Raw genomic sequence first — 12,712 nt, forward strand, 5'->3', positions numbered from 1 at the left:
GGCGTTCTCGAGCCGCAAGGGCCTTCGAACCGGCGCGCCCTACGCGCGTACGGGTGGAAATGCAAGGGAAATGGCGCGCAAACCGGCGGTGATCTGCCGTCGTCAGCTTCGACCGGCAAGCAGGGCGTCGACGGCCGCGATGGCCGCGGCAATGGCTTCTTCGCGCCGCAGGTTCGAGGTTTCGATCACCAGTGCATCTTCGGCGATTGCCAGTGGCGAGTCCTTGCGGCTGCGATCGCGCTTGTCGCGGGCCGCCAGGTCCGCGGCAATTTCCTCGATGGACACGTTGCGGTCCTGGTCGAGCATTTCGCTGTGGCGCCGCTCGGCTCGAGCTTCGACACTGGCGGTCACGAAGAGCTTTGCGTCGGCCTCAGGCGCGATCACGGTGCCTATGTCCCGCCCGTCGAGAATGGCGCCTCCGGGTTGCGTCGCAAAGCTGCGCTGGCGTTCGTAGAGGGCCTTGCGCACGTCGGGATGGATCGAAACGCGGCTCGCCAGTCCACCGGTCGCTTCGGAACGCAGTTCGGGATCGTCCAGCATGCTGTCGGGAAAGGTGCAGGCGGCCAGGGCGTCTTGGGGATCGTCGGGATCGCCGCCGTTGAGCGCGCATTGGCGTCCGACCGCACGGTAAAGCAGCCCGGTATCGAGATGCGGCAGCCCGAAATGGGCTGCGAGCGCCCGTGCGATCGTGCCTTTGCCTGAAGCGGTCGGTCCATCGACGGCAATGATCATGTGCGTGCCTCTGGTTCGTTATGCCGGGCGTTGCAAGAACCTTGGCGTCGTGCCCGGAACGCCTTGGCAAGGCCCCAGATCGCAATCGCCGCCCAGAATCCCTCCAGAACCAGCGAGGGCGGGTTCATGTTCACCAACAACGACACGGTGAGAAGACAGGCACCCAGCAGATTGACGCCGTGCTGCACGAAGGGATTGGGCCGCACCCGACCGGTGATGTAGGCATAGACGAAAATGATACAGGCCATTCCTGCAAAGCCGAAAATGTTTGCGGTCTCATGAGATAGCGGCAGCATCACGATACCAGTCCGTCCAGCATCGTTTCGAATGCGGGGAAGCTGGTGGCGATGGGACGGGTATCGTCGACTTCCACGCCGTTGCGGCTCGCCAGTCCGGCGACGGCCATCGACATGGCGATGCGGTGGTCGAGATGGGTTGCGATGGGGCCGTTGGTACCGGGCAGGGGATCGCCACCGGTGCCGGTGATCACGAGACCGTCCTCGCGCTCGTCAACGCGCGTTCCGGCGGCCGCGAGGGCGGCGGCCATCACGGCTAGGCGATCCGATTCCTTCACGCGCAGTTCGTCGAGGCCGCTGGTCGTCGTCACACCATCGGCAAGCGCGGCAGCAACGAACAGAGCGGGGAATTCGTCGATCATGCTGGGTGCGATGGCAGGGTCGACCTCGATGCCCTTGAGTGCGGAGTGCTTCACCAGCAGGTCGGCTACCGGTTCGCCTCCGACTTCGCGGATGTCCAGCTCCTCGATATGGCCGCCCATCTGGCGCAACACGTCGATCAGGCCCGCCCGGGTGGGATTGAGGCCGACGTTCTCGATCACAACTTCGCTGCCGGGTGTGACAAGCGCGGCCACCAGGAAGAACGCCGCCGAAGACGGATCGCCGGGAACGTCGATCACTTGCGGCTTCAGTTCGGCTTCGCCCTGAATGGTGATGACGCGCGTGCCGTCGGGCTCGGTCGTCACGTCAAGGTGTGCACCAAAACCGCGCAACATGCGCTCGGAATGGTCGCGGGTGGGAACCGGCTCGATCACGGTCGTCATGCCCGGCGTATTGAGGCCGGCAAGCAGGACGGCGCTCTTCACCTGCGCCGAGGCGACGGGAAGGCAGTAGGTGATGGGCACGGCCGGGCTTGCGCCCTTCAGGATCAGCGGCAGGCGGCCGCCTACACTGGCCTCGAAACTGGCGCCCATTTGCGAAAGAGGATCGATCACCCGGCCCATCGGGCGCTTCGAAAGGGACGCATCGCCAACGAAGGTCGCAGTGATCGGGTGGCTGGCGACCACGCCCATGAGCAGGCGTGTCGAGGTGCCCGAATTGCCCATGTCGAGGGACCCCTCGGGTTGGAGCAGGGAGCCCACGCCGACGCCGTGCACGGACCAGGCGCCTTCGCCGGTGCGTTCGACCGTGGCGCCCATGGCCCGCATCGCCGCTGCCGTGGCGAGCACATCCTCGCCTTCGAGAAGGCCGGTTACGCGCGTTTCGCCGACAGCCAGGGCGCCGAGCATGATCGAGCGGTGGCTGATCGACTTGTCGCCGGGCACGCGAATCCGTCCCTTGAGCGCTCCTGCAGGCAGGAAACGGCGAGGGCGCATGGCGGAATCGGCAGCGTGGCTCACGTGGCGGGCTTTCGTTCAAGGAGAGGCCGGAAAATCGCGCGGCTTTTGACAGCGCGGGCGGCCTATGGCAAGGCGCGCGCCCTGATGCGATCCCGACGCTTGATTTTGCGGCCGGGCCTTACCATCAATACAGGAATTTTTACGCCCTTACCCATCCGGGTAGGCAAGATGAGGACAATTCATGGCCAAGCCTGAGTGGGGCGCCAAGCATGGCTGCCCGAAATGCGGCACCCGCTTTTACGATCTGGGCAAGGACGACCCGGTAACCTGCATCGAGTGCGGATACGAGTGGCATCCCGAGCCGGTGCTCAAGTCGAAGCAGCCGATTCCCTTCGAGGAAGTTCAGAAGAAGGAAACGGCCGAGACCGAAGACGATGATCTGGCCGATGACGATCTGGACATCGACGAGGACAGCGATTCGCCCGACAACGACGTCGACCTCGGTGGCGACGACGATCTCGGCATCGGCGGCGGCAAAGACGACAACGATCGCGACGAGTAAGTGGTTGGGTGGCGTCCGGTAAAAGTCGGGCGCCACCAAATTCCCTCTTGCCAACCGGGAAAGCCGCTACTAGAGGGCGGCCTCCCAAGCGCAAGCAAGGGACGAGGATCGAACCTCCCAGGCTCGATCCGGATGAAATGGCACGGGGCCGTAGCTCAGCTGGGAGAGCGCTACAATGGCATTGTAGAGGTCAGGGGTTCGATCCCCCTCGGCTCCACCATTTCGCAAGCATGGTGATATTTGCTACAGGCCGATCGGTTTCGACCTGAAGCAAATCTCACCATACTCTAAGGACTGGATTTCCGGTTCTTTGGGGGTGATATATCGACACGCTGGCTGACGAGGTTTCGTCCGCCGGCGTTTTTGGCGTTTTGTGCGTCGTAACTGGAGTTAGTGCATGTTCGACAGCCTTTCCGATCGTCTCGGCGGCGTGTTCGACAAGCTGCGTGGTCGCGGCGCGCTCAAGGAGCAGGACGTCCGCGACGCCATGCGCGAAGTGCGCATCGCGCTGCTGGAAGCCGACGTGGCGCTGCCGGTGGTGCGCCGATTCATCGACCAGGTTACCGAAAAGGCGATCGGTCAGTCGGTGCTGCGCTCGGTCACCCCCGGCCAGCAGGTCGTCAAGATCGTCAACGACGCGCTGGTCGAGATGCTGGGCGGCGATACGACGCCGGAGCTCGATCTCAACGCTGCGCCGCCGGTCGTGATCATGATGGTCGGCCTGCAGGGGTCGGGCAAGACCACCAGCACCGCCAAGATTTCCAAGTTCCTCAAGGACAAGCAGGGCAAGAAGGTCATGATGGCCTCGCTGGACGTCAATCGTCCGGCGGCGCAGGAACAGCTGAAGGTACTGGGTGAGCAGGTCGGCGTTGCCACGCTGCCGATCATCCCCGGCCAGCAGCCGACCGAGATCGCCACGCGTGCGCTGCAGTCGGCCAAGCTGCAGGCCGTGGACGTGCTTCTGCTCGATACCGCAGGCCGTCTCCACGTCGATCAGCAGCTCATGGACGAGATGAAGGCGGTTTCCGCCATTTCGTCTCCGCGTGAAACGCTACTCGTGGTCGACTCGCTGACGGGTCAGGATGCGGTCAACGTCGCCCAGAGCTTCTCCGGCGAAGTCGACCTGACCGGCGTGGTGCTGACCCGGATGGATGGCGATGCGCGCGGCGGTGCGGCGCTTTCCATGCGCGCCGTCACCGGCAAGCCGATCAAGTTTGCCGGTACCGGTGAGAAGCCTGAGGCCATCGAGGTCTTCCATCCCAGCCGCGTTGCCAACCGCATTCTCGGCATGGGCGACGTCGTCAGTCTCGTCGAGAAGGCGGCCGAGAGCGTTCAGGTCGAGGAAGCCGAGGCGCTGGCCAAGCGCATGGAGCAGGGCAAGTTCGACATGAACGACCTGCGCATGCAGCTCAAGCAGATGCAGAACATGGGCGGCCTGGGCATGCTGGCGAACATGATGCCGGGCATGAAGAAGGCGAAGGCGGCGATGGCGGCCTCCAACATGGACGACAAGGTGCTGGTGCGCATGGACGCGATCATCGGTTCGATGACGCCCAAGGAACGCACCAATCCGGCACTCCTCAATGCCAAGCGCAAGATCCGCGTCGCCAAGGGGTCCGGCACGCAGGTCCAGGACATCAACAAGCTGATCAAGATGCATCAGGAAATGTCCAAGGCGATGAAGCAGATCAAGAAGATGGGCGGCCTCAAGGGCCTCGCCGCGATGTTCGGCAAGGGCGGCCTCGATGGCGCCATGCCGGGTCTCGGCGGGCAGGGCCGCGGTCCTGGGGCGGGCGGATTGCCCGGTCTCGGCGGCGGAGGCAGCCAGCCCGATCTCAGCAAGTTTCTGAAAAAGTGATTTCAAGAGTTTGATAGAAAGGTAGAAAAATGTCCGTTGCTATCCGTCTTTCGCGCGGTGGTGCCAAGAAGCGCCCCTACTACAAGATCGTCGTTGCCAACTCGCGCGCTCCGCGTGACGGCAAGTACCTGGAGCAGATCGGTACCTACAATCCGCTGCTCGCCAAGGATGACGAGAACCGCGTGAAGCTGAATGAAGATCGCGTGAACTACTGGCTCGGCGTCGGCGCGCAGCCAACCGACCGTGTTGCCCGCATGCTCGACAAGGCCGGCATCAAGGAACGCACCCCGACCAACAACCCGCAGAAGGGTGAACCGGGCGAGAAGGCAAAGGATCGCGCCGAGGAGCGCGCCGAGAAGCTGCGCGAAGCCGAAGAGGCTGCCAAGGCCGCTGCCGAAGCGCCTGCTGCTGAAGAAGCGCCGGCTGAGGAAGCAACTGCCGAGGAAAGCACCGAGGAATCGACCGAGGCCTAAGCCCGGAGATTTTGCGGTATGGCTACCGACAAGCCCGTCACACTCGCAGCCATTACCGGCGCGCATGGGGTGACGGGCGAAGTCCGCCTCAAGCTGTTCGGAGAAGGCGTGGCCGCGCTCAAGCGCTACCGCGCCTTCAACGATTCAGCGCTGACGCTGAAAAAACTGCGGGACGACGGCAAGGGCGGGGCCATCGCCCGCTTCGAGGAAGTGCCGGATCGCACGGCTGCTGAAAAGCTGCGTGGCACGGCCCTCACGGTGCCGCGCTCCGCCATGCCGGACCTGGCTGAAGGCGAGTATTATCACGCCGACCTGATCGGCCTCGCCGCCATATCGGACGAGGGTGAAGACCTCGGCACGTGTGTTGCGGTCGACAATTTCGGTGCCGGTGATGTGATCGAGATCGAAAGACCCGCCGACGAGAACGGCAAGAAGCGCAAGTTCATGGTGCCCATGACAGCCGACGCGGTGCCTGAATGGAATGATCAACGTCTGGTCGTAGCGTCAGCCTTCGCGCAGGATTGACGTGCAGCGGCCTTTGAGCCCCTATCGGCCTGGTCCCAGGCTGATCTCCAGCCACGAGATGCGGGCGCTGCATGTCAGCAGCACCGTATTGGCTCATAAACTCCGGTTTTTGCCGCAATCCGATCGACGCAGGCCAGCGGCGTTTCCGGGGCGGTCGTGGTGTGATGGGTGTCACGCTTCGAATTTGGTCTCCGCATCTTGTTGATGAGCCGCCGCAGGGCGCTGGCTGCCTTGCGAAAGGCGTGATCGAGATCGGCCGAAAAGCGGCTGTGGCCGGCGGTCCATTCCCGCATGAAGTGTTCGTCCTGCATGGTTGTGTTCCTTTTGCTCATCGAATGGGCATGATGTGCAGCGGAAACGTACCGGCGACCAACAAAAGCTCTGGCTGTAGGTATAAGTAGGGCTTATGAGGTCCGGCATGGACCGCCTTCCTCCCCTGAGCGCCATTCGCGCCTTCGAGGCTGCCGGAAGGCACGAAAACTTTTCCCGGGCCGCGGAGGAACTCGGGCTGACGCAGGCGGCTGTCAGCTATCAGATCCGTCAACTTGAAGATCGCGTGGGGCGGTCTCTTTTCGTCCGCGATAAGGGGCGCGTGCGTCTGTCGGAAAGCGGCCAACGACTGCTCCCGTCCGTGACATCCGCCTTTGCTGCCATGAGCGACGCGTTTGCCGCCCTGCGCAGCGAGGATGACGACGTCCTGGCTGTCAACACGTCGACCTCGCTCGGCGCAACCTGGTTGAGTGGCAGGATCGGCCGCTTTCAGCTGCGGCACCCGGAACTGGCAGTGCGCCTTTCACTGGCCAACGAGATCGTCGACCTTGCCGCATCGGGCTACGACGTGGCGATTCGCGGTGGCATGGGAAAATGGGACGGACTGCGGGCGGATTTTCTCTTCCGTCAGCACCTGACGCCGATATGTGCTCCTTCCTATCTGCAACGGCACCGTCTCGATTCACCGGAGGATCTGCTGACCGCCGAGCGGATCACGCCCAACGATGGCTGGTGGGCCGGGTGGTTCGCGGCCGCGGGGTTAGGCTCGCCACCGCCCTCTCGCAGGGGCGTGGCGATGGACAACCAGTTGCAGGAGGCCAGCGCGACGCTTGGTGGATACGGCATTTCGCTGATGTCTCCGTTGTACTGGCGGGCCGATCTCGAAAGCGGTCGGCTAGTGCAGCCTTTCGAGACGCTCTATTACCCCGGGACGGCGCAGTGGCTGGTGCATTCCGAATCACGCGTCGGCGTGCGCAAGATCGAACGCCTGCGCGAGTGGCTGCGCGAGGAAATGGCATCGGATCGCGACTTTCTGCCAAACGAGGTATGGGAGCCGATCTGAGATTATTCCGGCCAGTGGCCTTGTTAGCGGCGCAAATTTCGGCTTTGCGGCGCATATGACTTTCGCCGCCACCATCCTCACGCTTTACCCGGAGATGTTTCCCGGTCCGCTCGGTGTATCGCTGGCGGGCAGGGCGCTTGCCGACGGCAAGTGGTCGATCACACCCGTGCAGATCCGCGATTTCGCGACGGACAAGCATCGCACCGTGGACGACACGCCCGCCGGCGGCGGTGCCGGCATGGTCCTCAAGGCTGACGTTCTCGCGAGTGCCATCGACCATGCTCGCAGGCATAGTCCCGATGCGCCCGTGCTGGCGATGACCCCTCGCGGAAAGCCGATCACGCAGGCGCGTGTCCGGGAACTCGCCGCCGGCCCGGGCGTCACTATCCTGTGCGGTCGTTTCGAAGGATTCGATGAAAGGATATTCGAGGGGAGAGACGTCGAAGAGGTCTCGGTCGGCGACATCGTGCTCTCGGGCGGAGAACCGGCGGCGTTGATGCTGTTAGACGCTTGCATTCGCCTGCTACCCGGCGTAATGGGCGCGGCTTCAAGCGGGGCCGAGGAGTCGTTCGAGGACGGTCTTCTCGAGTACCCGCACTATACCCGACCTGTCGAATGGGAAGGGCGCACGATCCCTGAAGTGCTGCGATCGGGGGATCATGCGAAAATCGCTGCCTGGCGGAAACAAAGGGCGGAGGAAGATACACGGTTACGCAGGCCGGACCTTTGGGAGCGCCATGTCGGTGCTCGGGACCAGTCTGCCTCTGGCGCGCGGCACAGAACGAAGGACTTGGGTTCATGAACCTGATTCAGCAGATCGAGGCCGAGGAAATCTCCAAGGCCGGCAAGGATATCCCTGCATTTCGTCCGGGCGACACCGTCCGCGTCGGCGTGAAGGTCGTTGAAGGAACGCGCAGCCGTGTGCAGTACTTCGAAGGCGTGTGCATCGCGCGTTCGAACCGCGGCTTCAATTCGAACTTCACCGTGCGCAAGATCAGCTTCGGTGAAGGCGTTGAGCGCGTATTCCCGCTCTACTCGCCGAACATCGATTCGATCGCCGTCGTCCGCAAGGGCGTCGTGCGTCGCGCCAAGCTGTACTACCTGCGTGGCCGTACCGGCAAGCGCGCCCGCATCGCCGAGCGTCGCGACGTCAGCGAAGCCAAGGGCTGAGCTGCAGCCATCCCATAAGGGATGCAGAAGGAGGCGGTTCGATTGCGAGCCGCCTTTTTCATGTCCGCAGGTCTAACGGCGTGTCAAACCCGCCGTCGCCCAAAGTTTTTTCCCCGAATCGCGCCGTTATCCGTCGGCTCGGCTCACGGAACGGATGCTGCGATGCGGCGTAATCGTGGTAGCGCCGAGTCGGCGCTTTGCGCAACGCTGTATGTTGCGTTGCACAAAGCCGATTCTGCAGAAGAATAGCGGAAAAACGCGATAAACTGCGGATTTGGCGGTGGTTTAGCCCTTGCCACCGACGTCAAAACCCGCTCAATTCCGTGCCCATTCCGAGGCGATTCAAAATATCCCATCACAACCGAATTTCACTGAAAGGTAGGGGGTTCCCAGCATGAACAAGAACGATCTCATCAGCGCAGTTGCCGATTCCAGCGGTCTGACCCGTAGCGACGCGACCAAGGCGGTCGAAAGCGTGTTTGATGCCGTTACCGGCGCGCTGAAGAAGGGTGATGAAGTCCGCCTGGTAGGCTTTGGCACGTTCTCGGTTGCCAAGCGCAAGGCTTCGACGGGCCGCAACCCGCGCACCGGCGAGCCGATGGAAATCAAGGCTTCGTCGCAGCCGAAGTTCAAGGCCGGCAAGGGTCTCAAGGACGCCGTCAACTAAGGTTGCCTTGCGGCCTGTAGCGCCTCGCAGGCCACAACGAAATCGCCGCGCCAATCGTAACGATTGGCGCGGCGTTTTTCGTTTGGAGCGTCCGCATCGGTTCCGGGCGGCGCTCAGGGTTCCATTTTCAGCAAGGCCGTTGGCGCCGCCTTGATGCGGGGATTCACGTTCCAGAGCAGCGTCTGTCCGCCGGGTGCCGCTTTGGGGCCTTCGTCGGTATTGTTCGCGAGGATGGACGCATCGGTCAGCACGGTGAAGGTGCCGTCCGCGTCGGCCGTGACCCCGTCGTCATCCGATTTGCTTTCCTTGGCCATGCCGGACATCATGCCCGCCATGGATGCGGATCCGCTTGGCGGACCGAAGCCGGGGGCATCGATGCGGACTGTCCCGTCTTTGCGCAACGAGACCTGCACGAAGGCGTTGCTCATGGGAAACTCCTCCATGGTCGGAAAGACGAAGTCGCGATCGAGCGCGCCCGAAACGGAGAAATCGACGTCGAACTTGCCATGGCCGACGTACTCGACCCTGTTCCACCCGGCTTGGCGGCTCAGTTTCTCGGCCATGGCCTTGCCTGCTTCTGGATTGCTGGGGTCCATGCCGCCCATCATCATCTGCGCTGCCTGAGCCTCGCTCTTTTTCTTGGCAGATTGCTCCTGTGCCCATTGCGTCTTCTGCTCGGCGATCTCAGCCTCGGAACATTCGCGTTCATCGTAGGTGTCTTCGTCGTGGCAGGCCTCGGGCTCGAAGGCCTTCTTCTTGTCCGCCTCCATCATCGGCACCATGAGGATTTCGCCGGTGTAGCGGAATGAGAAGGTGCGGTCCTTCCGCACATTCAATTCCGAGGAGAACTTGCCAGGGGCGAAGATGCAGGCGGCAGCCAGCAGAGACAGTCCCATCACGGCCAGGCCGGCCAGCACCTTGCGATAGAAGCTCGTTTCGGTTCGTGTCTGCATATTCCCCCTGCTTTGTTGCCCTGAGTGAGTGGCACCCTTCCTACACTATTTCGCGCATCGCTGCCGCGTAGAGTGCAATCGCTGCAGCGTTGCTGACATTGAGGCTTTCCATTTCACTGCTGATTGGCAGGCGGGCGATGGCATCGCAATGCTGGAAGACATTGTGGCGCATGCCTTCTCCCTCGGCGCCGAGAACCAGCGCTACCGGCCCGGTGGGCAGGGCTTCCGCCAATGTCGACTGACCTTCGCCGTCGAGGCCGATCCGCCAGTATCCGGCTTCGGCGATCTCCTCCAGCGCGCGGGCGAGGTTCACTACCCTGACCCAGGGCAACGTTTCGAGCGCGCCTGACGCCGACTTGGCTAGCACACCCGATTCGGGCGGGGCGTGGCGATCCTGCGTCACCAATGCACAGGCATCGAAGGCCTTGGCCGAGCGCATGATCGCGCCGACATTGTGGGGATCGGTGACCTGGTCGAGGACGACGACCGGACGCGCTGGATCGCCATCCAGCACATCGGCCAGAAACAGGTCGTCCAACGGCTCGCATTCGAGCACGAGCCCCTGGTGTGGCGCGTCGCGGGCCACGAGCCGGGCAAGGTCCGCAGCTTGCGCCCATTCGACCGGGAAATCGGAAGGCAGCTCGCCGTCGAGCGATTCGACGCCTTCGCGTGTGGCCCACAGCTTGCGATGGGTGCGGTTCGGGTTCTTCAGCGCTGCCTCGACTGCATGACGGCCCCAAAGGCGCACCATCCCCGAACTGGCCCGACCGCTGCCCCTGCCGTTCTTCATCCGGCCCGCGCGACCGCGCAAGGCTCGTGCTGGACGTCCGCCCTCCCGGGTTTCGTCGCGCTTGCTCATCGATTGTCCTTTCAGTGAAAAATGTGGCCCCGCTTTGGCAGCGACCCCATTGACAGGCAAGGCTCGGTTCGGCAAAGGCGCGGCTCCTCGGCAACGGGGGCTTCTTTCGGAGCTCCAAACAACGCCGGCATTCCCCTTCGGGATGAGCCGGCAAGCCAGCAACTGGTGTGGACAGGTGGCCGAGTGGTTAAAGGCAGCAGACTGTAAATCTGCCCGCGCAAGCGTACGTTGGTTCGAATCCAGCCCTGTCCACCACCAGCTTTCCAGACACGGACATGACTGCCTCGGCGGGTGCCGCGATCGGGCGGCATTGCGGTCCCTGATCGCAGGCACTAGATGAAGCCGATGGCATCAGAAATTCTCGATAATCAAGGTCGCGGTGAAGCATCGTGGCAATGGCCCTCCATTCATGCCGAGGGGCGCAAGTTCGGTGCCATCGCCGGCGGCGTGGCCCTGATCGGCTGGCTGCTGTTGGGGCCTTGGGTGGGGTGGCCTCTCGCGGTCCTGACGCTGTGCGTGCTGGCATTCTTCCGCGATCCTGTGCGTATTACCCCCCAGGACGATCGCGCGATCGTCGCGCCGGCTGACGGTTTGGTGACATTGATCGGCAAGGTGCCGCCGCCGCGCGAGTTGACCGTGGACGACGGTTCCGGTTCTGCGCCGATGCCGAACGTGCCGGTAACACGGATATCCATCTTCATGTCGGTGTTCGACGTGCACATCAATCGCGCGCCGATCGGCGGAACAGTCAAACGGGTGATCTATATCCCCGGCAAGTTCGTGAATGCCGATCTGGACAAGGCGAGCGAGGAAAACGAACGCCAGCATGTACTGCTCGAACGCAGCGACGGCACCCGCATTTGTTTTACGCAGATCGCCGGGCTGGTGGCTCGTCGAATCGTGCCTTTTATCAAGCCCGGGGACATTATCGCCGCGGGACAACGAGTCGGATTGATCCGTTTCGGCAGCCGCGTCGATGTCTATCTTCCGGCGGGCGTAGAACCGCGCGTTCTGATGGGTCAGAAGACGATTGCCGGTGAAACGGTACTGGCCGAGCTGGGCGCGGCGCCGCAGATCGAGGGCATTGCCCAGTGAGTTCCGAATCGAGCTACGGATCGCCTCCTGAGCCGGATGGTTTTGCAGAAGGCCGCAGCAGGCGCCGCCTCGCGCGAGGCCTGTCGATGCGGGCGATCGTGCCCAACGCGATTACCGCGGCAGCACTCTGTTCCGGCCTGACGGGCATTCGCTTCGCCATCGGCGGGGACTTCGAACGCTCGGTACAGGCCGTCATTCTGGCCGGCCTGCTTGACGGGATCGACGGGCGGGCGGCCAGACTACTGAAGGCGCAGACCCGCTTTGGCGCCGAACTCGATAGCCTTGCCGATTCCATTTCGTTCGGCGTGGCACCGGCGCTGATCGTCTATCTGTGGAGCTTGCACCAGCTGCCCAGCATTGGCTGGATAGCGGCGCTCGCCTTTGCAATCTGCTGCGTGCTGCGGCTTGCCCGGTTCAATGCCCGTCTGGATATGCTGGATCAGCCGCACAAGCAGGCCGGCTTCCTCACCGGTGTTCCCGCCCCCTTGGGAGCGGGACTTGCGTTTCTGCCGATGTATCTGTGGATTGCCAGCGATGTGCCGGAATTTGCCAATCCCATCGTCGTGAGCGCTTGGATGGTGCTGATTGCGTTCCTGATGATTTCCAGCTTGCCGACTTTGAGCTGGTCCCGCTTGCGCCCCCCCAACAGCCTGCGGTTGGGCATGATCGCCCTTGTCGGGCTTACCGTGGCCGCCTTGCTGACCGAACCGTGGTTCACGCTTGTCGCGATCACCATTGCCTATCTGCTACTGATCCCCATGGGTCTCGTGACCTACGCCAGGGTCAGGCGGCAAGCGCCATCCCCGGCCACGCCAGACCCTGAGGCTGAGCGGTTTGACGAGCAGGGCGCACCGCTCGGTCCTTCCTGACGGTCGCAGCGCCGAGATCCGGCAGCCGTTCGGTCGAGGT

The 12,712-nt window shown here is 63.1% G+C and carries 16 protein-coding genes and 2 tRNA genes; 12 read left to right on the forward strand and 6 right to left on the reverse strand.

Annotated elements, in window-relative coordinates; translation table 11 throughout:
• Positions 1-102: 102 nt before the first annotated feature.
• From LK12_RS08955 to aroA, 3 genes are read right to left on the reverse strand one after another with little or no spacing between them, the layout of a single operon-like run.
• Positions 103-732 (reverse strand): (d)CMP kinase, encoded by a 630-nt coding sequence (locus LK12_RS08955; protein WP_039282377.1) that lies wholly within the window; start codon positions 730-732, stop codon positions 103-105.
• On the reverse strand, positions 729-1,028 hold the full coding sequence (locus LK12_RS08960) for a CBU_0592 family membrane protein (protein ID WP_156135482.1): 300 nt from the start codon (positions 1,026-1,028) through the stop codon (positions 729-731). The genes LK12_RS08955 and LK12_RS08960 overlap by 4 nt, the downstream gene beginning before the upstream one ends.
• Complete coding sequence (aroA, locus tag LK12_RS08965; RefSeq protein ID WP_039285032.1) at positions 1,028-2,344, reverse strand: 3-phosphoshikimate 1-carboxyvinyltransferase; 1,317 nt, start codon at positions 2,342-2,344, stop codon at positions 1,028-1,030. Before aroA ends, LK12_RS08960 begins: the two co-directional genes overlap by 1 nt.
• A gap of 205 nt (positions 2,345-2,549) precedes the next feature.
• Here aroA and LK12_RS08970 point away from each other — a divergent pair, with 205 nt between their 5' ends.
• The 5 genes from LK12_RS08970 (at position 2,550) to rimM (ending at position 5,726) form a co-directional block, all read left to right on the forward strand.
• Positions 2,550-2,870 (forward strand): FYDLN acid domain-containing protein, encoded by a 321-nt coding sequence (locus LK12_RS08970; RefSeq protein ID WP_039282383.1) that lies wholly within the window; start codon positions 2,550-2,552, stop codon positions 2,868-2,870.
• Positions 2,871-3,014: 144 nt separating this feature from the next.
• A tRNA-Ala gene (locus tag LK12_RS08975) sits at positions 3,015-3,090 on the forward strand.
• A 177-nt stretch (positions 3,091-3,267) separates the two neighbouring features.
• On the forward strand, positions 3,268-4,728 hold the full coding sequence (ffh, locus tag LK12_RS08980) for a signal recognition particle protein (RefSeq protein WP_039282386.1): 1,461 nt from the start codon (positions 3,268-3,270) through the stop codon (positions 4,726-4,728).
• Between the two features lie 29 nt (positions 4,729-4,757).
• A complete protein-coding gene (gene rpsP, locus LK12_RS08985; RefSeq protein ID WP_039282389.1) occupies positions 4,758-5,201 on the forward strand; it encodes a 30S ribosomal protein S16 in 444 nt (147 codons plus the stop codon).
• Between the two features lie 18 nt (positions 5,202-5,219).
• Complete coding sequence (rimM, locus tag LK12_RS08990; RefSeq protein ID WP_039282392.1) at positions 5,220-5,726, forward strand: ribosome maturation factor RimM; 507 nt, start codon at positions 5,220-5,222, stop codon at positions 5,724-5,726.
• Positions 5,727-5,800: 74 nt separating this feature from the next.
• On the opposite strand, the gene LK12_RS08995 is transcribed toward rimM, so the two are convergent.
• On the reverse strand, positions 5,801-6,037 hold the full coding sequence (locus tag LK12_RS08995; protein ID WP_039282395.1) for a hypothetical protein: 237 nt from the start codon (positions 6,035-6,037) through the stop codon (positions 5,801-5,803).
• Between the two features lie 107 nt (positions 6,038-6,144).
• On the opposite strand from LK12_RS08995, the gene LK12_RS09000 reads away from it, so the two are divergent.
• The 4 genes from LK12_RS09000 to LK12_RS09015 all read left to right on the forward strand — a co-directional run bounded on the left by LK12_RS09000 (position 6,145) and on the right by LK12_RS09015 (position 8,896).
• The gene (locus LK12_RS09000; RefSeq protein WP_039282397.1) at positions 6,145-7,059 is read left to right on the forward strand and encodes a LysR substrate-binding domain-containing protein; all 915 of its coding nucleotides are present in this window, start codon (positions 6,145-6,147) and stop codon (positions 7,057-7,059) included.
• A gap of 55 nt (positions 7,060-7,114) precedes the next feature.
• On the forward strand, positions 7,115-7,861 hold the full coding sequence (gene trmD / locus LK12_RS09005) for a tRNA (guanosine(37)-N1)-methyltransferase TrmD (RefSeq protein ID WP_039282399.1): 747 nt from the start codon (positions 7,115-7,117) through the stop codon (positions 7,859-7,861).
• A complete protein-coding gene (gene rplS, locus LK12_RS09010) occupies positions 7,858-8,229 on the forward strand; it encodes a 50S ribosomal protein L19 (protein ID WP_039282401.1) in 372 nt (123 codons plus the stop codon). Before trmD ends, rplS begins: the two co-directional genes overlap by 4 nt.
• 394 nt (positions 8,230-8,623) lie before the next feature.
• Complete coding sequence (locus tag LK12_RS09015) at positions 8,624-8,896, forward strand: HU family DNA-binding protein (protein WP_039282403.1); 273 nt, start codon at positions 8,624-8,626, stop codon at positions 8,894-8,896.
• A gap of 113 nt (positions 8,897-9,009) precedes the next feature.
• On the opposite strand, the gene LK12_RS09020 is transcribed toward LK12_RS09015, so the two are convergent.
• Both LK12_RS09020 and LK12_RS09025 read right to left on the reverse strand, forming a co-directional pair.
• Positions 9,010-9,849, reverse strand: coding sequence for a hypothetical protein (locus tag LK12_RS09020; RefSeq protein WP_039282405.1), 840 nt, complete (start codon positions 9,847-9,849; stop codon positions 9,010-9,012).
• A 40-nt stretch (positions 9,850-9,889) separates the two neighbouring features.
• Positions 9,890-10,708 carry a TrmH family RNA methyltransferase gene (locus LK12_RS09025; RefSeq protein WP_039282408.1) on the reverse strand — a complete coding sequence of 273 codons (819 nt, stop codon included), beginning with the start codon at positions 10,706-10,708 and terminating at the stop codon, positions 9,890-9,892.
• Positions 10,709-10,877: 169 nt separating this feature from the next.
• Between LK12_RS09025 and LK12_RS09030 the strand changes: the two genes are divergently transcribed.
• The 3 genes from LK12_RS09030 (at position 10,878) to pssA (ending at position 12,672) form a co-directional block, all read left to right on the forward strand.
• A tRNA-Tyr gene (locus LK12_RS09030) sits at positions 10,878-10,963 on the forward strand.
• A 90-nt stretch (positions 10,964-11,053) separates the two neighbouring features.
• On the forward strand, positions 11,054-11,803 hold the full coding sequence (locus LK12_RS09035; protein WP_039285034.1) for a phosphatidylserine decarboxylase: 750 nt from the start codon (positions 11,054-11,056) through the stop codon (positions 11,801-11,803).
• A gap of 86 nt (positions 11,804-11,889) precedes the next feature.
• On the forward strand, positions 11,890-12,672 hold the full coding sequence (gene pssA / locus LK12_RS09040) for a CDP-diacylglycerol--serine O-phosphatidyltransferase (protein ID WP_082010501.1): 783 nt from the start codon (positions 11,890-11,892) through the stop codon (positions 12,670-12,672).
• Positions 12,673-12,712: the final 40 nt, after the last annotated feature.

Origin of the sequence: Novosphingobium malaysiense, assembly GCF_000802225.1 — a bacterium.
GTDB classification, from domain to species: domain Bacteria; phylum Pseudomonadota; class Alphaproteobacteria; order Sphingomonadales; family Sphingomonadaceae; genus Novosphingobium; species Novosphingobium malaysiense.

Coding starts and splice junctions, on each gene's coding strand:
- LK12_RS08995 (WP_039282395.1), bottom strand. CDS start 6,037: ATGCAGGACGAACACTTCATGCGGGAATGGACCGCCGGCCACAGCCGC.
- LK12_RS09025 (WP_039282408.1), bottom strand. CDS start 10,708: ATGAGCAAGCGCGACGAAACCCGGGAGGGCGGACGTCCAGCACGAGCC.
- LK12_RS08960 (WP_156135482.1), bottom strand. CDS start 1,028: ATGCTGCCGCTATCTCATGAGACCGCAAACATTTTCGGCTTTGCAGGA.
- rpsP (WP_039282389.1), top strand. CDS start 4,758: ATGTCCGTTGCTATCCGTCTTTCGCGCGGTGGTGCCAAGAAGCGCCCC.
- trmD (WP_039282399.1), top strand. CDS start 7,115: ATGACTTTCGCCGCCACCATCCTCACGCTTTACCCGGAGATGTTTCCC.
- LK12_RS09035 (WP_039285034.1), top strand. CDS start 11,054: ATGGCATCAGAAATTCTCGATAATCAAGGTCGCGGTGAAGCATCGTGG.
- rimM (WP_039282392.1), top strand. CDS start 5,220: ATGGCTACCGACAAGCCCGTCACACTCGCAGCCATTACCGGCGCGCAT.
- LK12_RS09015 (WP_039282403.1), top strand. CDS start 8,624: ATGAACAAGAACGATCTCATCAGCGCAGTTGCCGATTCCAGCGGTCTG.
- aroA (WP_039285032.1), bottom strand. CDS start 2,344: ATGCGCCCTCGCCGTTTCCTGCCTGCAGGAGCGCTCAAGGGACGGATT.
- LK12_RS09000 (WP_039282397.1), top strand. CDS start 6,145: ATGGACCGCCTTCCTCCCCTGAGCGCCATTCGCGCCTTCGAGGCTGCC.
- pssA (WP_082010501.1), top strand. CDS start 11,890: ATGCGGGCGATCGTGCCCAACGCGATTACCGCGGCAGCACTCTGTTCC.
- rplS (WP_039282401.1), top strand. CDS start 7,858: ATGAACCTGATTCAGCAGATCGAGGCCGAGGAAATCTCCAAGGCCGGC.
- ffh (WP_039282386.1), top strand. CDS start 3,268: ATGTTCGACAGCCTTTCCGATCGTCTCGGCGGCGTGTTCGACAAGCTG.
- LK12_RS09020 (WP_039282405.1), bottom strand. CDS start 9,849: ATGCAGACACGAACCGAAACGAGCTTCTATCGCAAGGTGCTGGCCGGC.
- LK12_RS08955 (WP_039282377.1), bottom strand. CDS start 732: ATGATCATTGCCGTCGATGGACCGACCGCTTCAGGCAAAGGCACGATC.
- LK12_RS08970 (WP_039282383.1), top strand. CDS start 2,550: ATGGCCAAGCCTGAGTGGGGCGCCAAGCATGGCTGCCCGAAATGCGGC.